This is a genomic window from Eudoraea chungangensis (genome assembly GCF_029360665.1).
In the GTDB taxonomy this organism is placed as follows: Bacteria; Bacteroidota; Bacteroidia; order Flavobacteriales; family Flavobacteriaceae; genus Eudoraea; species Eudoraea chungangensis.
In genome coordinates this window covers 77,170-97,162 of record NZ_JARDUB010000005.1, presented here as the reverse complement: position 1 = coordinate 97,162, position 19,993 = coordinate 77,170, and the positions used below count along the sequence as shown (strand labels likewise).

14 protein-coding genes are annotated in these 19,993 nt (G+C 38.6%); 9 read left to right on the top strand and 5 right to left on the bottom strand.

The genetic code is table 11. The features are described from left to right. The 8 genes from PXG98_RS12880 to PXG98_RS12845 all read left to right on the top strand — a co-directional run. A partial coding sequence (locus tag PXG98_RS12880; RefSeq protein ID WP_276391691.1) for a hypothetical protein occupies window positions 1-7,278 on the top strand: 7,278 nt, incomplete at its 5' end. Window positions 7,279-7,305: 27 nt separating this feature from the next. Continuing rightward, the gene (locus PXG98_RS12875) at window positions 7,306-9,318 is read left to right on the top strand and encodes a T9SS type B sorting domain-containing protein (protein WP_276391690.1); all 2,013 of its coding nucleotides are present in this window, start codon (window positions 7,306-7,308) and stop codon (window positions 9,316-9,318) included. A 4-nt stretch (window positions 9,319-9,322) separates the two neighbouring features. Further along, window positions 9,323-10,291: a PorP/SprF family type IX secretion system membrane protein gene (locus PXG98_RS12870; RefSeq protein ID WP_276391689.1), complete on the top strand. Its 969-nt coding sequence runs from the start codon at window positions 9,323-9,325 to the stop codon at window positions 10,289-10,291. Between the two features lie 81 nt (window positions 10,292-10,372). Next, a complete protein-coding gene (gene idi / locus PXG98_RS12865; protein ID WP_276391688.1) occupies window positions 10,373-10,909 on the top strand; it encodes an isopentenyl-diphosphate Delta-isomerase in 537 nt (178 codons plus the stop codon). Window positions 10,910-10,911: 2 nt separating this feature from the next. Continuing rightward, entirely contained in the window at window positions 10,912-11,319 is a 408-nt protein-coding gene (locus PXG98_RS12860; RefSeq protein WP_276391687.1) for a 6-pyruvoyl trahydropterin synthase family protein, read from the top strand. Window positions 11,320-11,322: 3 nt separating this feature from the next. Further along, a complete protein-coding gene (locus tag PXG98_RS12855; RefSeq protein ID WP_276391684.1) occupies window positions 11,323-11,775 on the top strand; it encodes a peroxiredoxin in 453 nt (150 codons plus the stop codon). A gap of 4 nt (window positions 11,776-11,779) precedes the next feature. Continuing rightward, a complete protein-coding gene (locus PXG98_RS12850; protein ID WP_276391682.1) occupies window positions 11,780-12,748 on the top strand; it encodes a type I phosphomannose isomerase catalytic subunit in 969 nt (322 codons plus the stop codon). Window positions 12,749-12,778: 30 nt separating this feature from the next. Next, on the top strand, window positions 12,779-13,048 hold the full coding sequence (locus PXG98_RS12845) for a hypothetical protein (RefSeq protein ID WP_276391674.1): 270 nt from the start codon (window positions 12,779-12,781) through the stop codon (window positions 13,046-13,048). Between the two features lie 15 nt (window positions 13,049-13,063). Here the strand turns inward: PXG98_RS12845 and PXG98_RS12840 are convergent, their stop codons facing one another. From PXG98_RS12840 to PXG98_RS12820, 5 genes are all read right to left on the bottom strand, one after another. Beyond that, window positions 13,064-13,717 carry a DUF4369 domain-containing protein gene (locus PXG98_RS12840; RefSeq protein ID WP_276391672.1) on the bottom strand — a complete coding sequence of 218 codons (654 nt, stop codon included), beginning with the start codon at window positions 13,715-13,717 and terminating at the stop codon, window positions 13,064-13,066. A gap of 88 nt (window positions 13,718-13,805) precedes the next feature. Further along, the gene (locus PXG98_RS12835) at window positions 13,806-15,068 is read right to left on the bottom strand and encodes a DUF819 family protein (protein ID WP_276391671.1); all 1,263 of its coding nucleotides are present in this window, start codon (window positions 15,066-15,068) and stop codon (window positions 13,806-13,808) included. A gap of 71 nt (window positions 15,069-15,139) precedes the next feature. Then, on the bottom strand, window positions 15,140-17,371 hold the full coding sequence (locus PXG98_RS12830) for a DUF5916 domain-containing protein (protein ID WP_276391670.1): 2,232 nt from the start codon (window positions 17,369-17,371) through the stop codon (window positions 15,140-15,142). 333 nt (window positions 17,372-17,704) lie between these two features. After that, on the bottom strand, window positions 17,705-18,301 hold the full coding sequence (locus PXG98_RS12825; RefSeq protein ID WP_276391669.1) for an alpha-ketoglutarate-dependent dioxygenase AlkB family protein: 597 nt from the start codon (window positions 18,299-18,301) through the stop codon (window positions 17,705-17,707). Continuing rightward, complete coding sequence (locus tag PXG98_RS12820; protein ID WP_276391668.1) at window positions 18,301-19,173, bottom strand: AraC family transcriptional regulator; 873 nt, start codon at window positions 19,171-19,173, stop codon at window positions 18,301-18,303. Before PXG98_RS12820 ends, PXG98_RS12825 begins: the two co-directional genes overlap by 1 nt. A 215-nt stretch (window positions 19,174-19,388) precedes the next feature. Between PXG98_RS12820 and PXG98_RS12815 the strand changes: the two genes are divergently transcribed. Next, a complete protein-coding gene (locus PXG98_RS12815; RefSeq protein ID WP_276391667.1) occupies window positions 19,389-19,973 on the top strand; it encodes a DUF3244 domain-containing protein in 585 nt (194 codons plus the stop codon). The last annotated feature ends 20 nt before the right edge of the window (window positions 19,974-19,993 follow it).

Here is a 19,993-nt window from a genome sequence, read left to right as displayed (position 1 = left end):
ACTTATACGTATACTGATGAGAGTGGCACAGCACAAATAATTGATACCAATGCAAGTGCTAACCCATATGACAATACTACCTCTGGCTTAACCGCCACGGATGTACAGGCGGCTATTGACGAAGTTGTGTTGGGAAGTACAGACGATCAGGATATCAGTACGACGGGTGCAGCCGGTAATATCACCATAGAAGATGGTAGTACCTTAAACTTAAACGTAGACGATGCGGATGCAGATGCGACCAATGAATATAACACTGCAGTTGCAATGAACGCGGGTAGTCTTGAAATTACCGATGGTGGTGGTACCCTTTCAGATAATCTTATAAGTACGGATATTAATAATGACATATTAGCAGGTTCAGACGGGGCTTTGTATTTGAATGTTGCCTCGGTAACAATAGCAGAAACAGTAACTAATTTAGTGGATAACGCTAATGGTAGTTTCACCTACACCAATGAAAATGGTGTTCCGCAGACAGTTAATAAATCAGATATTACGGATAATGGTAATGGTACCTATACGTTTACTAATAATGATGGGAGTGATGTGGTAATAAATACTACGGCATTGACAAATCCATATGACAATACAACTTCCGGACTTACGGCTTCAACTGTGCAAGCAGCTATCGATGAAGTAGCTACTGGAAGCACAGACGATCAGGATATCAGCACTACGGGTGCAGCAGGTAACATTACCATAGAAGATGGTAGTACCTTAAACTTAAACGTAGATGATGCAGATGCAGATGCTTCCAACGAGGTAAACACTGGATTTGCAGTTAACGGAGCTAATCTGGAAATTACGGATAGCGATGGAACTTTATCGGTAGCCTTGGCCGACTTAGGTACAGACGACCAGGATATCAGTACCACTGGCGCAGCGGGTAATATTACCATAGAAGATGGTAGTACCTTAAACCTAAATGTAGATGATGCGGATGCAGATGCTTCCAACGAATTTAACACAGGAATTAGCTTCGACGGTACAGATCTTACTATCACCGATGGTGGAGGAAATCAAGTAATAGATATTAGTGGCGTAAGTACAGACGATCAGGATATCAGCACTACGGGTGCAGCAGGTAATATTACCATAGAAGATGGTAGTACCTTAAACTTAAACGTAGATGATGCGGATGCAGATGCTTCCAACGAATTTAACACAGGAATTAGCTTCGACGGCACGGATCTTACTATCACCGATGGTGGAGGAAATCAAGTAATAGATATTAGTGGCGTAAGTACAGACGATCAGGATATCAGCACCACTGGTGCAGCAGGTAATATTACCATAGAAGATGGTAGTACCTTAAACCTAAACGTAGACGATGCGGATGCAGATGCTTCCAACGAATTCAACACAGGAATTAGCTTCGACGGTACAGATCTTACTATCACCGATGGTGGAGGAAATCAAGTAATAGATATTAGTGGCGTAAGTACAGACGATCAGGATATCAGCACCACTGGCGCAGCAGGTAATATTACCATAGAAGATGGTAGTACCTTAAACTTAAACGTAGACGATGCAGATGCAGATGCGACCAATGAATATAACACTGCAGTTGCAATGAACGCGGGTAGTCTTGAAATTACCGATGGCGGTGGCACTCTTTCAGATAATCTTATAAGTACCGATGCAAATAATGATCTGGCATCTGGTTCAGATGGGGCTTTGTATTTGAATGTTGCCTCTGTTACCATATCCGAGACAATTACAAATTTAGTGGATAATGCTAATGGTACATTTACCTACACCAACGAAAGTGGTGCTCCGCAGACAGTTAATAAATCAGATATTACGGATAATGGCAATGGGACTTATACGTTTACTAATAATGATGGGAGTGATGTAGTAATAAATACTACGGCATTGACAAATCCATATGACAATACAACTTCCGGACTTACGGCTTCAACTGTGCAAGCAGCTATCGATGAAGTAGCTTCTGGAAGCACAGACGACCAGGATATCAACACTACGGGTGCAGCAGGAAACATTACCATAGAAGATGGTAGTACCTTAAACCTAAACGTAGACGATGCGGATGCAGATGCTTCCAACGAATTCAACACAGGAATTAGCTTCGACGGTACAGATCTTACTATCACCGATGGTGGAGGAAATCAAGTAATAGATATTAGTGGCGTAAGTACAGACGACCAGGATATCAGCACCACGGGTGCAGCAGGAAACATTACCATAGAAGATGGTAGTACCTTAAACTTAAACGTAGATGATGCGGATGCTGATGCTTCCAACGAGGTAAACACTGGATTTGCAGTTAACGGAGCTAATCTGGAAATTACAGATAGCGATGGAACTTTATCGGTAGCCTTGGCCGACTTAGGCACAGACGATCAGGATATCAGCACCACTGGTGCAGCGGGTAATATTACCATAGAAGATGGTAGTACCTTAAACCTAAACGTAGACGATGCGGATGCTGATGCTTCCAACGAGGTAAACACTGGATTTGCAGTTAACGGTGCTAATCTGGAAATTACAGATAGCGATGGAACTTTATCGGTAGCCTTGGCCGACTTAGGTACAGACGATCAGGATATCAGCACCACGGGTGCAGCAGGTAATATTACCATAGAAGATGGTAGTACCTTAAACCTAAACGTAGACGATGCGGATGCAGATGCTTCCAACGAATTCAACACAGGAATTAGCTTCGACGGTACAGATCTTACTATCACCGATGGCGGAGGCAATCAAGTAATAGATATTAGTGGCGTAAGCACAGACGACCAGGATATCAGCACCACTGGTGCAGCAGGTAATATTACCATAGAAGATGGTAGTACCTTAAACCTAAACGTAGATGATGCAGATGCAGATGCTTCCAACGAGGTAAACACTGGATTTGCAGTTAACGGAGCTAATCTAGAAATTACAGATAGCGATGGAACTTTATCGGTAGCCTTGGCCGACATAAGCACAGACGATCAGGATATCAGCACCACTGGTGCAGCAGGTAATATTACCATAGAAGATGGTAGTACCTTAAACTTAAACGTAGACGATGCGGATGCTGATGCTTCCAACGAGGTAAACACTGGATTTGCAGTTAACGGAGCTAATCTGGAAATTACAGATAGCGATGGAACTTTATCGGTAGCCTTGGCCGACATAAGCACAGACGACCAGGATATCAGCACCACTGGTGCAGCGGGTAATATTACCATAGAAGATGGTAGTACCTTAAACTTAAACGTAGATGATGCAGATGCAGATGCGACCAATGAATATAACACTGCAGTTGCAATGAACGCGGGTAGTCTTGAAATTACCGATGGCGGTGGCACCCTTTCAGATAATCTTATAAGTACCGATGCAAACAATGATCTGGCATCTGGTTCAGATGGGGCTTTATATTTGAATGTTGCCTCTGTTACCATATCCGAGACAATTACAAATTTAGTGGATAATGCTAATGGTAGTTTCACCTACACCAATGAAAATGGTGTTCCGCAGACAGTTAATAAATCAGATATTACGGATAATGGTAATGGTACCTATACGTTTACTAATAATGATGGGAGTGATGTGGTAATAAATACTACGGCATTGACAAATCCATATGACAATACAACTTCCGGACTAACGGCTTCAACTGTGCAAGCAGCTATCGATGAAGTAGCTACTGGAAGCACAGACGACCAGGATATCAGCACCACTGGTGCAGCAGGTAATATTACCATAGAAGATGGTAGTACCTTAAACTTAAACGTAGACGATGCGGATGCTGATGCTTCCAACGAATTCAACACAGGAATTAGCTTCGACGGTACAGATCTTACTATCACCGATGGCGGAGGAAATCAAGTAATAGATATTAGTGGCGTAAGTACAGACGACCAGGATATCAGCACTACGGGTGCAGCGGGTAATATTACCATAGAAGATGGTAGTACCTTAAACCTAAACGTAGACGATGCGGATGCAGATGCTTCCAACGAGGTAAACACTGGATTTGCAGTGAACGGTGCTAATCTAGAAATTACAGATAGCGATGGAACTTTATCGGTAGCCTTGGCCGACATAAGCACAGACGACCAGGATATCAGCACCACTGGTGCAGCAGGTAATATTACCATAGAAGATGGTAGTACCTTAAACTTAAACGTAGACGATGCGGATGCAGATGCTTCCAACGAGGTAAACACTGGATTTGCAGTGAACGGTGCTAATCTAGAAATTACAGATAGCGATGGAACTTTATCGGTAGCCTTGGCCGACATAAGCACAGACGACCAGGATATCAGTACCACTGGTGCAGCAGGTAATATTACCATAGAAGATGGTAGTACCTTAAACTTAAACGTAGACGATGCGGATGCAGATGCTTCCAACGAGGTAAACACTGGATTTGTAGTTAACGGAGCTAATCTGGAAATTACAGATAGCGATGGAACTTTATCGGTAGCCTTGGCCGACTTAGGCACAGACGACCAGGATATCAGTACCACTGGTGCAGCAGGTAATATTACCATAGAAGATGGAAGTACCTTAAACTTAAATGTAGATGATGCGGATGCAGATGCTTCCAATGAGGTAAACACTGGATTTGCAGTTAACGGAGCTAATCTGGAAATTACAGATAGCGATGGAACTTTATCGGTAGCCTTGGCCGACTTAGGCACAGACGATCAGGATATCAGCACCACTGGTGCAGCGGGTAATATTACCATAGAAGATGGTAGTACCTTAAACCTAAACGTAGATGATGCAGATGCAGATGCTTCCAATGAGGTAAACACTGGATTTGCAGTTAACGGAGCTAATCTGGAAATTACAGATAGCGATGGAACTTTATCGGTAGCCTTGGCCGACTTAGGCACAGACGACCAGGATATCAGCACCACTGGTGCAGCAGGTAATATTACCATAGAAGATGGTAGTACCTTAAACTTAAACGTAGACGATGCGGATGCGGATGCTTCCAACGAATTTAACACAGGAATTAGCTTCGACGGTACAGATCTTACTATCACCGATGGCGGAGGCAATCAAGTAATAGATATTAGTGGCGTAAGTACAGACGACCAGGATATCAGCACTACGGGTGCAGCGGGTAATATTACCATAGAAGATGGTAGTACCTTAAACTTAAACGTAGATGATGCAGATGCAGATGCTTCCAACGAGGTAAACACTGGATTTGCAGTTAACGGTGCTAATCTGGAAATTACAGATAGCGATGGAACTTTATCGGTAGCCTTGGCCGACATAAGCACAGACGACCAGGATATCAGCACCACTGGTGCAGCAGGTAATATTACCATAGAAGATGGTAGTACCTTAAACTTAAACGTAGACGATGCGGATGCTGATGCTTCCAACGAATTCAACACAGGAATTAGCTTCGACGGTACAGATCTTACTATCACCGATGGCGGAGGAAATCAAGTAATAGATATTAGTGGCGTAAGTACAGACGACCAGGATATCAGCACTACGGGTGCAGCGGGTAATATTACCATAGAAGATGGTAGTACCTTAAACCTAAACGTAGACGATGCGGATGCAGATGCTTCCAACGAGGTAAACACTGGATTTGCAGTGAACGGTGCTAATCTAGAAATTACAGATAGCGATGGAACTTTATCGGTAGCCTTGGCCGACTTAGGTACAGACGATCAGGATATCAGCACCACTGGTGCAGCAGGTAATATTACCATAGAAGATGGTAGTACCTTAAACTTAAACGTAGACGATGCGGATGCTGATGCTTCCAACGAATTTAACACAGGAATTAGCTTCGACGGTACAGATCTTACTATCACCGATGGTGGAGGAAATCAAGTAATAGATATTAGTGGCGTAAGTACAGACGATCAGGATATCAGCACTACGGGTGCAGCAGGTAATATTACCATAGAAGATGGTAGTACCTTAAACTTAAACGTAGACGATGCGGATGCGGATGCTTCCAACGAATTCAACACAGGAATTAGCTTCGACGGTACAGATCTTACTATCACCGATGGTGGAGGAAATCAAGTAATAGATATTAGTGGCGTAAGTACAGACGATCAGGATATCAGTACCACTGGCGCAGCAGGTAATATTACCATAGAAGATGGTAGTACCTTAAACTTAAACGTAGATGATGCGGATGCAGATGCTTCCAACGAGGTAAACACTGGATTTGCAGTTAACGGTGCTAATCTGGAAATTACAGATAGCGATGGAACTTTATCGGTAGCCTTGGCCGACTTAGGCACAGACGATCAGGATATCAGCACCACGGGTGCAGCGGGTAATATTACCATAGAAGATGGTAGTACCTTAAACCTAAACGTAGACGATGCGGATGCAGATGCTTCCAACGAATTTAACACAGGAATTAGCTTCGACGGTACAGATCTTACTATCACCGATGGCGGAGGCAATCAAGTAATAGATATTAGTGGCGTAAGTACAGACGACCAGGATATCAGCACTACGGGTGCAGCAGGTAATATTACCATAGAAGATGGTAGTACCTTAAACTTAAATGTAGATGATGCGGATGCAGATGCTTCCAACGAGGTAAACACTGGATTTGCAGTTAACGGAGCTAATCTGGAAATTACAGATAGCGATGGAACTTTATCGGTAGCCTTGGCCGACATAAGCACAGACGACCAGGATATCAGCACCACTGGTGCAGCGGGTAATATTACCATAGAAGATGGTAGTACCTTAAACCTAAACGTAGACGATGCAGATGCAGATGCTTCCAACGAGGTAAACACTGGATTTGCAGTTAACGGAGCTAATCTGGAAATTACAGATAGCGATGGAACTTTATCGGTAGCCTTGGCCGACTTAGGCACAGACGACCAGTTTGATGATGAAGTATCTTTAAGAACCTCAATTGATGTAAATGAAGGGGGAGTTGTATCGCCTACAAACGAGACTACTGTGGAAGAAGTAATTCAGGCAATTGCTCCTATTACCTCAAAAGCAGCCCGTATATTTTATCCTCCATCAATAGCCATAAATGCCTCGGCAAATGGTACCGGATTTACAGAAAATCTTTACCAACAATACTTAGATCAATATGGCATGACTTTGCCCTCCTCTGCTGCAAGTGCTGGAGCTCCGACGGCCATACCAACATATGCTTCTAACGAATTATACTACTACGTTACCTACTACGATCCAGCGGTTTTTGCCAATGTTTCTATTAGTGCAACAGGAGTAATGACTTATGACATAATTGGGCAACCAGCTGACTATAATTCATTAATTAACGTAGTTTTTGTCGTACGATAATCAGGCTAAGTCTCTAAAAAAAGGAATTTGAAATTGATCTATAAAAATAAAAATCTATTATTCTCTATTGTCCTGGCGATATGGGGTATAGCTCAGGTCAATGCACAATTTCTTTTACAGGCTCCATCGGGTAATGGAGAAAATAATTATAGATGGTATGAAGCAAGTAATCCGTCTACAGTTCTAGCTACTGATTTCTTTTACGAGACAAGTATACCAGGAGTATATTATGCAACTTATGATGGTACACTTTGTGGTTCAAATGCTACAGGATATTTTGTGTTAACGGATTGTACTACACCAGATAATCAGGTTACTTTGGATATTTCTTCAAATGTTACCGGATCATCAACAGTTTCATGGTCTCCAGCGGTTACCGGAGATCCATTAAGACCGGTAGTTACTTCAACAACTTCTGTTGTTAGATACGTAGCTACGATAACCAAAGCTGGGAATTCTATGGATCTCCCAGGATTTACAGTAGTCTGCTTGCAACAGGCGGCAACCTTAGTGGATGATCTCATTGTTCTTGATGAGGATACTTCCATAATTGTACCGATTTACGACAATGACTCAGATATCCCTTTAATAGGAACATTGAATACCACGGATCCACTAAATGGCACGGTTTCTATAAACAATAATGGTACTCCTAATGACCCTACGGATGATATTGTAACGTATACGCCCGACCCTGATTACAATGGTAGTGATTCCTTTGATTATACCGTTTGTAATGACAGAGGCGACTGTAGTACAGCTACAGTTGATGTAGATGTATTACCGATTTTAGATGCCATTGATGATTTTATAGCAGGAACAGTAGACATTCCTTTAGATATACCTTTCTTAGATAATGATAATGACGTTCCTGTGGACGCACTTCTTACATTTACAAATACCACCGATGGAAGTGTAGTGATTAATGATAATGGAACACCAACAAATGTGCTGGATGATATTTTTAATTATACACCTAACCCTGGGTATCTAGGACCGGATTCTTTTACATATACCCTATGTGATGCAGCATCGAACTGCAGCACTGCGACGGTTTCAATCATGGTTAACCCAGAAGTGATTAATCTGGATACAGACAACGACGGAATTGTAGACAGTTTTGAGGATTTAAACTCAGATTTAGATAATGATCCTTTAACAAATCCAACCGATAGTGATTTGGATGGTATTCCGGATTTTATGGATATTGACAGTGATGATGATGGAATTCCGGACAATATAGAAGCGCAAACCACAAATAACTACATTGCTCCATCAAATCAAGATATTGACTCCAACGGTTTGGATGACGCTTATGAAAATGGCGGTGGTTTAGGAATTATTCCGGTAGATTCTGATGGTGATGGATTACCTGATTATGTTGATCCCGACAGTGATAATGATAATATTCCGGATATAATTGAAGCGCACGACTTTAACCGCGACGGGATTCCTGATGTAACCTTTATTGGATCGGATAAAGACGATGATGGCTTAGATGACGGTTTTGAAGGATCGGTGGCTATTGATGATGACGTTAATGACGAAATAGACGACCCGCAAAATGATTTGCCGGATACAGATGGGGATTTGGAATTGGACTATAGGGATATTGATGACGATAATGATTTAATTCTCAGCATAGATGAAGATGCCAATGCCGATCGAAATTACGCGAACGATGATATGGATGCTGATGGTATTCCGGATTATCTAGAGGCTAATTTTAGCGAGGACGACATAGAAATATTTAATGTTGTTACCCCAAATGGAGATGGAATTCATGATGTACTCACCATTGATGGTCTTGAAAACTTTCCAAATAATACCATAAGAATATACAATAGGTGGGGCGTTCAAGTTTTTGCTACAAGTGCCTATGACACTGCTGGCAATGTTTTTGATGGAAGCTCACAAGGAAGAGTAACCGTTGATCAGGATAATATGCTTCCTGCTGGCACATATTTTTACATTTTAGAATACGAAAACGAAAACGGAATAATGAAATCATTATCCGGATACATTTATATTAATAGATAGAAAAATGCACAGAAAACCAATAGAAATTTATTGTAAGAGGAATCTAATTCCCTTGATTTTTCTATGTATAATTCTATACGCCGAAAGTGCATTTAGTCAGCAAGATGCACAGTATACGCAGTATATGTACAATACGGTAAGCGTTAATCCGGCTTATGCAGGATCTAGAGGTAATCTTAGTATAGCCGCCCTATACCGATCTCAATGGGTTGGGTTAGATGGAGCTCCAAAGACACAAACTCTAAATATTCATTCCCCAATTGGTTACAATGGAATGGGACTGGGTTTTTCAATAGTAAATGACCAAATAGGACCAACTTCTGAGACTAATTTTGATTTGGATTTATCTTATTCTATAAAGCTTGCAAAAGAGGCTAGACTTAGTTTTGGTCTTAAAGCAAGTGCTCAATTACTGGATATTCGATTTTCAGAGCTTAATCAGGATATTGGCAACCCAGGAGGTCCTGATCCGACCTTGCAAGACGATATTATGAATCGTTTTTCTCCCAATATTGGAGGAGGAGTATATTATCACACGGATCGGTTTTATGCAGGTTTATCGGTACCAAGGATTTTGGAGACCTCCCATTTTGATGAATCTTCCCTATCTACCGCCAAAGAGCAAATGAACTTCTATTTTATCACCGGCTATGTCTTTGATATGAGCGCTTTCTGGAAATTTAAACCAGCCCTGTTAGTAAAAGCTGCACAAGGTGCGCCTCTTCAGGTTGATATATCTGCCAACTTTATGTATAATGATAAGCTCATTCTTGGGGCCGCATACCGATGGGATGCCGCCTTTAGTGGAATGGCAGGATTTCAAATATCACCATCCTTTTTAATTGGTCTGGCGTACGACAGAGAAATTACGGAACTTGGACAAGCCATTTTTAATGATGGTTCTTTCGAAGTAATTTTGAGATACGATTTTATAAAGACCAAAACAAAGTTGAAATCCCCCCGCTTCTTCTAGTCTTAAATCCTCAAGTTTTATTTCTCGAATTTTTTGTTGACCTTAACCAAGTATATTGGTTAAAGATGGTATTTTTACACAATGGAAAACAAAAAAGAAGAACGAGTTGTACTTGTTAATGAAAAAGATCAGGAAGTAGGTACCATGCCGAAAATGGAAGCTCATGAAAAAGCAGTTCTGCATAGAGCTTTTTCTGTTTTTATTATGAATGCTAAAGGAGAAACAATGCTGCAAAGAAGAGCTGCACATAAATATCATTCCCCATCCTTATGGACAAATACTTGTTGTAGTCATCAACGCAAGGGAGAAACCAGTATTGAAGCAGGAAAACGAAGACTACAGGAAGAAATGGGATTTTCAGCTGAATTAGAAGAACTTTTTTGGTTTATTTACAAAGCCCCTTTTGATAATGGTCTTACAGAACACGAATTAGATCATGTTCTAATTGGATCATATGAGGGCAACCCTGAAATTAACGAAGACGAGGTATCCCAATGGAAATGGATGTTTCCCGAGGATATTAAACAGGATATAAATAATTTTCCAGAAAACTACACCGTGTGGTTTAAAATTATTTTTGAAAAATTCTACGATCATTTAATAACTAATCGTATTTAATAATGAAAGTGAAGGTAAGTAGAAGGGCTCACTTTAACGCGGCACATAGACTATACCGACCAGATTGGGAGGATGAAAAAAATCAAGATGTATTTGGGAAGTGTAATAATCCAAAATTTCATGGACATAATTATGAGCTAATTGTAAGTGTAACTGGTTCTATTGATCCCGAAACTGGTTTCGTCATAGATGTAAAAATTTTAAAGGATTTGATTAAATCAGAGGTCGAGGATGCCATGGATCATAAAAATTTGAACTTGGAAGTGGAAGAGTTTAAGACGCTTAACCCTACTGCTGAGAACATTGCAGTGGTAATTTTCAATAAACTTAGACCGCATATATCTATAGATAAAGAATTGGAAATAGTCTTGTATGAAACACCTCGCAATTTTGTAACCTATTCAGGATAATATATGGGGCTCAAAGTTGGTCAGCTTATTCCAAATTTTTCGCTTACAGATCAAAATGGCATACCCTTTAAAAGTACCGATTTATTAGGAAGTAAATCCTTTGTCTTATTTTTTTATCCCAAAGACAATACACCTGGGTGCACAGCAGAAGTATGTTCCTTTAGAGATAATTACGAAGAATTCACGGATTTAGGAGCTGAAGTAGTAGGTATTAGTTCAGATTCTGAAGCCTCACATCGTCGATTTTCTAAAAAGTTTAATCTTCCATTTATACTTTTATCGGATAAAGGAGGTAAAGTGCGAAAGATGTTTAAAGTTGAAGGTAGTTTGTTTAACTTACTTCCAGGAAGGGAGACTTATGTAATAAATAAGGATGGGAGGGTAGAAATGGTTTTTAATAGTGCAAGTTCATCCCGACATATGAAGAAGGCATTAGCAACACTTAAATCAATGTAATGAAATGAGTTTATATCCATTAAAATTTGAACCAATCTTGATGAAACGCCTATGGGGAGGTACACGTTTGGGTACTGTTTTGGGAAAGGCAGTAAAGGAAGACAAGGTAGGGGAAAGTTGGGAAATTTCCGGAGTTAAAGACCATGTGTCTATAGTCTCCAATGGAGCTTATAAGGGCTTAAAGCTTACAGAATTAATCACCAAGTTTTCTAAAGATTTATTAGGGGAAAGGGTGCTTAGTGAATTTGGAGATGAATTTCCAATCCTTATCAAGTTTATTGATGCCAAAAAAGATTTGTCGATTCAATTACATCCAGACGATATTTTGGCTAAGAAACGACATAATTCTTTAGGTAAAACAGAGATGTGGTATGTCATGGATGCAGAAGAGGAATCTAATCTAATCGTAGGTTTTAAGGAAGATATTAGTGAAGAGGATTATAAAAACAGTCTAAAAGATAATTCTCTTTTAAGCTTATTACATTTTGAAACCGTGAAAGAAGGAGATACTTTTTTTATTAATGCAGGTAAAATTCATGCAATTGGACAAGGAGTTTTATTGGCAGAAATTCAACAGACATCAGATGTTACATACAGGGTTTTTGATTATAATAGAAAAGATAGCGAAGGGAACTTACGGGAGCTGCATACAGAATTGGCATTATCTGCTATTGATTACAAAAGACGGGACGATTTTAAGATAGTCTATGAGAAGAAGGAAAATATCGAAAACCCTATGGTTAATAGTGCCTATTTCACAACGCGTTTTGTGCCGGTCAATAAGAATTTGAGTTTTGATTTATCGGAAAGGGATTCTTTTACTATTTATATGTGTGTAAAAGGAAATGCAGAAATTAAGAATGAAAATGGGAAAGCGATAATCACCAAAGGGGAAACGGTTCTTATACCTGCTAATTCTAAGAAAATTCATATAATTACAAAAGGTGCAGAACTACTCGAAATAACTATTTGAAAAGTGTATTTTTACACAAAATAAATTGAAATGGCAAATATCAGAGAATTAAAGAAAGATATCAATTACGTATTAGGAGATATTATTGAGGCGGTCTATATCATTGAAGCTTCTCTAAACAAACAAGGGTCTAAGGAAGGTACTGCAATAATTGATGACGCCATTAGCACTTTTGATGACTTAATTTCTAAAGTCAACGACAAAAAGGTGGAAGATAAAAAAACTCAAATGAAAGGTGTTAAAAATGAGCTCGAAGAAAAAGCTCGTGGCCTAGTGGATAGATTAAACGCCCTGGCCTAAACTAACTAGTTTTCTTTAGTTTTCTAAAAAGTATTGTAATTCTTTGCCATATTTTCCATTAGCAACTTCTGGCGATAGAGAATTATTAATAGAATCTAAATATACTCTGTTGGCGTCTTTAACCTCTTTTACGGCTATATAGGAGGCAATATGGGAATCACTATTATTGAGAGCAAAATTTAGGGCAAAGACATAACCCCTCTTCATGTTTTTATCACTTGCCCTCTGAATGGAATCCATTATTACAGAATCTTTGGTATTCTCAGGATCGTAAGCAGCCTGTAATATTTCTAAATTTGTCTTATTAAATCTAGACATTATTTTCCTGTACTCTTCTAACTTTTTATGGCTTTCCGAACCTTCTATTTTGGCTTTGGTGTCGAACGCATTCCAAATGGTATTTATAGTAATTATACCTGGTTCTCCAAAAAAGGTAATTCGATCGTTTACATCATTAAAGTCTTTTTTGTCTAAATAGAGATAAAATATTTCCGGACTATCTATTTCTGTTTTAAATTCAAAGTGGCCATCACCATCAATTTGTAATGAATCAACTACTTTTAATACCGTATCTGGCAGATGCTGTAAATACAACTTCCCTTTTTTTAGACCTTTAACCTGGCCCTGAATGGTCATAGTATTTTCGGTCTCCTTTTCAGCACAGGACATAATTAGCGTGACTAGGAATAGGTATAAGAGTTTATTTTTCATCATTTGGAAATTGGTCCGGCAAATATCCGCAAAGTTTATTATAATTCTAAACTTTTGATGCTATTTCCATTAAAATGGCACACAAGTAGGCCCCAGCCGTTCCTACAACATAACCTAATACCGCAAGTAAGATTCCAACGGAGGTAAGGGAGGGATGAAATTCTGCCGCCACCACTGGTGCTGATGCGGCTCCTCCTACATTTGCCTGACTTCCAACAGCCAAAAAGAAGTAGGGTGCTTTTATTAATTTGGCAACAAGAATTAGTAAAAAGGCGTGAATAGAAATCCATATTAGGCCAACAGCAATTAAACCTGGCTTGTCGAAAAAACTACTGAGGTCCATTTTCATGCCAATTGTTGCTACCAATATATAGATAAACATTCCTCCAATTTTACTTGCTCCCGCACCTTCATAATTCTTCGCTTTGGTGAAAGAAAGTATTATCCCAACTGCTGTAGAAAATACTACCATCCATAGAAATTTTGAGCCCAAGGAGGAAAGTGCTTTTTCTTTGTTACGGATCACTTCAAAGTTATTTTGTAAAAACTCTGAAAAATGGAATCCTGCGAAATGGGCAATCCCTACGGCCGTAAAGGCCAGACCGAGCATAATTATATAATCATAAAGAGTGGTTACTCTTGTTATTTTTGCTGTGTATTCAGAAACCTTCGTCTTTAAGGTTTCTATTGAAGAGTTATCTGCCTGTAGCCATTTATCAATCTGATTTGATTTTCCTATACCCAAAAGAATAATGGCCATCCACAGATTGGCGACCACAATATCTATAAGCACCATGTCCCCAAACTTTTTTGGGTTGTATTGAAAAACTTCTAGCATTGCAGCCTGATTTGCTCCGCCGCCAATCCAACTTCCTGCTATGGTTGAAAGTCCTCTCCAAACCGCGTCAAAGTCATTCCCGCCAACGGTCTCAGGCGAAAAAATGGAAACAATTAATATGGCCAGGGGGCCACCAATGATAATTCCAAAAGTACCAGTTAGGAACATTATCAATGCTTTTGATCCCAGATTCGCTATCGCCTTTAAATCAATACTTAAGGTCATTAATACCAAGGCAGCTGGGAGTAAATATCTACTCGCAATAAAATACAGGTTAGAACTTTCCTCTGCAATTAGACCAGTACTGGAAAGTATTGCGGGTAGCATGTAGCACATTAATAAGGTTGGCACAAAGCTGTAAAACTTTTTCCAAAAACCAGTCTTTATAGAAGAAGTATAAAATACAAAGCCAAGACAAAGACAAAGTAGCCCAAAAATTACGGTATCATCGGTTAGTGGGAATTGGTTCATAGTATTAATATTTGGTCCTGATGGCTCCAAATATAAGGAAATAAGAAGTGGTTATAAGGGTGGTTTAGAAGTCAAATATTTAACCAATAAGTAATTTTTAAGTTTATTGATCTATTCTTAGGGGCAAAGCCATCCACAAAATAGTTATCGTTATATACCAAGAAAAGATCTGAGAGTGGTGCAAAACGCCATTGAAGTCTGGAATTAATCCCAAGATTATCTCTTTGATTACTATATTGAATAAGTGTAGACCAAAAAATTGATTTAGTAAAAGTCACCTCTATTTTTGGACTGATTAACCATATATCTGCACTGGGATATGGGTCTGGTAATTCAATTTTGTCGTACCTAAGTAACATAGATAGAAACACCTTAGGTTGAAATCGAAGGGTCATTCCGCCTTGCATAGTAAATCGGTTCCCATTAAAAAAACGCCCAATGCTCGGCTCTAAGGAGTAAGCAAATATTTTTCGCCTATCCGAACGATACTCAAATTCTAGACTGTTGTAGTGATATCCTTGATTTCCAGGTAATGGTATTCCACCATCTGTATTGGTGGGGTCAAAATCATCCAATAAGAAGGTATATTTATTGGAAAACTGCCCGCTTACCGCACTTTGGTCGGTAAATCTTGCCTCCCATTGCGCTCTATATTCAAAATCTGTGTTTTGAAAGTCTAGGCTAGGGCTCCAGATATGTAAAGGGAAAAAGGAAATACTATGGTTCTGAATTTTCCCTCTATTTGGCCAAAATACGCGTTCTACATTAACAAATGATTTTACTATATCGGTCCTTCGTACAAAACCTAGGTCGGAAGAGAAATCTTCCCCAATATATATAACCTTACCGGTGAGATTCCAATAGCGAGTATTAAATTCCGCTCTGGTTCCTGTAGCAATATCTTTGCCATTGCTGTCCGGGCTAAAAGATTTTTGGAAAAAGAACTTTCCGCTCCATACATTATCTGTTGATATTAAATTATAGTCTAAACCAACTACCCGATTGTATTTATCTTCTGGAGCCAAAAACTCATAGTCTTCAAAAGATTGTCTGTTAATAAAGAATAATCCAATATTAGATCTGGCAAACACTTTGTGCTGCAGGGCAAGCATCATATTGTTATTGGAGGGGATTTCGTTTACCTCGTCTGCGGCGGTTTGGATATTTAAAAAACCTAGTCTAAAGTCTTTGGTTAGCTTACCACTTAACCGTACGCCTCCTATTATTCTGTTTTCTATAGTATTGTCTGCGGTATCTTTGGCAATACCAATTCTTCTCGAAAAGAAGGGATTCGCATCCCTAGGATCACCAAAACTTCCAAAAAGATCATTGTTGTCTATAAAAAATTGTCGTTTTTCTGGTAGCGATATTTCAAACCGAGAGAGATTCGTTACCTGATCATCAACTTCTACCTGAGAAAAATCGGGATTTACTGTAATATCCAGATTCATACTATTTCCAATAGACAGTTTTGCATCACCGCCTACTGTTACCTTATTGGTATCCTCGTCATTTTCATAATCGCGTTGTACAAGGCCGTTTACATAAGGAATAATGGCAATTGGCGTCCTGGACTTCCCCAAGGGTTTTTCAAAAACCATGTCTCCCATAAAGGTGAGGCCATAAATATTTTGATTCTGAGGGATATTCATCCATGTACTGGTTTCGTTAGACTGCGTATCGAATCTATAGCTATTAAAACGCCATTTTGTTTCCCCTTCTTTGAACTTAAAAGAGGTTAAGGGAATGGCAAGTTCGGCAGTATAATAATCATCGTAGATTTTAGAATCACCCTTCCATTTAACGTCCCATGAAATAGTAAAGCCTCTAAGGTCTAGTCCTCCACCCGATACCAATCCCTCTCTTCTAACACCGTAGGGATTAATACCAAATAAAAATGCATTATTTCCATCGTTAAATGTATCAAACAATAGGGTAATATTGTCACTATTTCCAGCCCTAAAGTCTCTTTTCAAGGATTGAATCGCATATGATTTTCCAACAGTACTAACTTTTATACCGATATATAAAAATTTATTGTCATAGACCATTTTTATATCCGTCTGCGCCCTAGCCTGAATAGAATCTAGTGGAAAAAACTCCCAGAAGTCTTTAGCACTGTCTGCTGTTTCCCAAATTGGTTCGTCAAGAATTCCATCAGGGTTGATCTTTTGATTAATAAGTTTAACCTGGAACGATTTATTTTGAGGCTGGCCGTTGTTCGGTAAGGACTTAGGCGTACTCTGTGCGAAAAAAAGAATAGGAAAGATTAATAAGAAAAGCGAGGGAAATTTTGGGCGCATTAATATTTGGATTAGTCTGGTATCGCAAATTTATAGCTTTATTACGTTAAGAATATCCCAAAATTTATAGGAAAAACACAAAAAATGCCCTTTGCAGGCGTAGAAACTAAATGTAGAATGTCTGACTGCCCAGTCAGGCTTGCATTTTACCTAAAATCATTCTTTCATCCATATTTTTGGAGGTTTATCGAATAGATACAATCCTAGACAAGGCATACAGTTAAATAAAGGAACGGTACATGAGGAAATTAGTAGATTTACCTCCATGCTAAAGACAGTGTATCAATTTGCGTTAAATAGAGGTGTAAAAAAATTGACTTTAAGTCAATTTTTTTATGGAATAATACGAAATGTCAGGTTTATTCTTTCCTTAATTTTTTTTCTTGTCTTGGGTATTTGATGCTGCCAATTGTGCTGTGTTTCTCCTTCCATTAATAGAAGACTTCCATTTCCCAGGGGCATTTTATATTTCCAGTCTTTTTTTTCTTTATGTCTTAAATGAAACATTCTTTCTTGACCGAGAGAAATGGAAGCTATTATGGGGTTAATGCCTAATTCTTTTTCATCATCGGAATGCCATCCATTACTATCCTTGCCATCTCTATAAAGGTTTAAAAGACAACTGGTAAACTCGTTAGGACAAACGGTTTCAATTTTCTTCTTTAAGTTTAATAAGGTAGGTGTAAAGGCCTTTGGGTATAAAGTGAGTCCGGAATAGGTGTAGGCATTTTGATTATTCCCATATAATGCTGTTAATCGGGGTTGTGGATAGATTTTTCCAAATACCCTAACCTCTTCTTGCTGCCATACTATTTTAGATTTTAGTACTTCAAAACAGGCGTTTGCTTCAATTGTACTAAGAAAATTTGGATAATAGGAAATTGTTGCTTCCCTTATGGGTAAAACTATTCTCTCGGGAAATTTCGGCATTATTTTACAACTTTCTTAAGACTATTTCTGTATTCAGAAGGGTTTTGACCCGTAAATGATTTAAACGACTTGTTGAAATGAGAAAAATTATTAAAACCGCTCTCAAAACATATATCCGTTATGCTCATTGGTTTTTCTGCCAGTAACTTAGAAGCGTGAACAAGTCGGTATTCATTCACGAATTGTATAAAGGTCTTATTGGTTATTTTTTTAAAATACCTGCAAAAGGACGGAACCGTCATACCCGCAATACTCGCAATATCAGCTAAGGAAATATCGTCTTTGAACTGGTTGCGTACATAATTAAATACAATATTTATTCTATCGTTATCTTCTATATCTGTTTTAAAAGTAAAACCTTCGGCGTTTAATACAGTTAGTTCAGAACTTTTGCCTAATTCATTTAGGACATTTAGTATGGAGAGTAATTGGCCAAATTCTGATTGTGCTTCTAGTTTTTCCATTTCATTTCCAACGAGCTTCTTTGTTTCACCATGAAAGGCTATTCCATCTTTAGCGATCTCAAAAAGCGTCTGAATGTTTTTCATCTCAGGGATATCGAAAAAAGAATTTCCCAAAAAGTCAGTTTTCATTTGAATAACAATCTCACTTTTGTTTCCTGTAAACTTATCGGTAAAACCACAGTGCGGAAGATTACTACCTATTAATATTAAATCCCCGTCGGTATAACAAGATATATGACTGCCTATTTGCCTTTTGCCTGCACCACCATTTACATATACCAATTCTATTTCAGGATGATAATGCCAAAGGTTGTCTTTATTGTTTTTTGAAGCATCAAATTTTTGGTAGGTATAGGAATGTCCAAAATTTGGTGCAATGGCCTCGAATGCTGGTTTATACTGTTTCATTTTTTTGATGATTGATAGTATAAAATTATAAAATGCTTAATCTGCTCATATTTCCAAAATTACCCAATATATGTTTAATATTACCCTAGTAGTTTGTGATTAGTTCATAGTCTGTTAATATACTATATAAATTAGAAAATAGTGATGTGGTTTAGACTTTCCTTTCACTCTATGTTTGTACTGTAAATTATTCATTAACTCTAAAATGTAATGTTATGAAAACAATTATGAAATTTACCGCAATTATTAGCTTTTTGTTAGTCACGAGTACAACAATAGCTAAAGATCCAGAATTTAGTGTAGAGGCCAATGGGGAATCTAAAAGTCTAGTACTTACTTTAGATACACAATGGAGTACTACTAAACTTAGAATTTTGGACAAGGAAAACAATGTGATTTATAACGAGACCGTTTCAAAATCACTTTATGCCAAGAAGTTTGATCTTTCTAAACTTCAGAAAGGGAATTATTCCCTTGAAGTAGATAATAGCCTAAGAACTATATATTATACTATTGAAGTAGGATCGGAGGACTTAGAAATTATCAAAAGAAAGGAAAGATCCAAGCCCGTGTTTAGAAAAACAGAAAACAAAGTTTTTTTAAATCTCTTGAACTTAGATGCGGAAGACGTTGAAGTTAAAGTGATTGATAGTCAAAATCGAGTTGTTTATACTGAGGTTGTTGAAGGAGAAAGCATTGTTGAAAAAGCTTTCAACTTTGAAAAAGCTCACGACGACCGCTACACCGTATTGGTCAAAGACGATATGCTTACCTATTCTGAAAGTATTTTAGTGAAGTAGGAAGTTTGTTTAGTTTAGTT

Coding starts and splice junctions, on each gene's coding strand:
- PXG98_RS12870 (WP_276391689.1), top strand. CDS start 9,323: ATGCACAGAAAACCAATAGAAATTTATTGTAAGAGGAATCTAATTCCC.
- idi (WP_276391688.1), top strand. CDS start 10,373: ATGGAAAACAAAAAAGAAGAACGAGTTGTACTTGTTAATGAAAAAGAT.
- PXG98_RS12860 (WP_276391687.1), top strand. CDS start 10,912: ATGAAAGTGAAGGTAAGTAGAAGGGCTCACTTTAACGCGGCACATAGA.
- PXG98_RS12855 (WP_276391684.1), top strand. CDS start 11,323: ATGGGGCTCAAAGTTGGTCAGCTTATTCCAAATTTTTCGCTTACAGAT.
- PXG98_RS12850 (WP_276391682.1), top strand. CDS start 11,780: ATGAGTTTATATCCATTAAAATTTGAACCAATCTTGATGAAACGCCTA.
- PXG98_RS12845 (WP_276391674.1), top strand. CDS start 12,779: ATGGCAAATATCAGAGAATTAAAGAAAGATATCAATTACGTATTAGGA.
- PXG98_RS12840 (WP_276391672.1), bottom strand. CDS start 13,717: ATGTCCTGTGCTGAAAAGGAGACCGAAAATACTATGACCATTCAGGGC.
- PXG98_RS12835 (WP_276391671.1), bottom strand. CDS start 15,068: ATGAACCAATTCCCACTAACCGATGATACCGTAATTTTTGGGCTACTT.
- PXG98_RS12830 (WP_276391670.1), bottom strand. CDS start 17,371: ATGCGCCCAAAATTTCCCTCGCTTTTCTTATTAATCTTTCCTATTCTT.
- PXG98_RS12825 (WP_276391669.1), bottom strand. CDS start 18,301: ATGCCGAAATTTCCCGAGAGAATAGTTTTACCCATAAGGGAAGCAACA.
- PXG98_RS12820 (WP_276391668.1), bottom strand. CDS start 19,173: ATGAAACAGTATAAACCAGCATTCGAGGCCATTGCACCAAATTTTGGA.
- PXG98_RS12815 (WP_276391667.1), top strand. CDS start 19,389: ATGAAAACAATTATGAAATTTACCGCAATTATTAGCTTTTTGTTAGTC.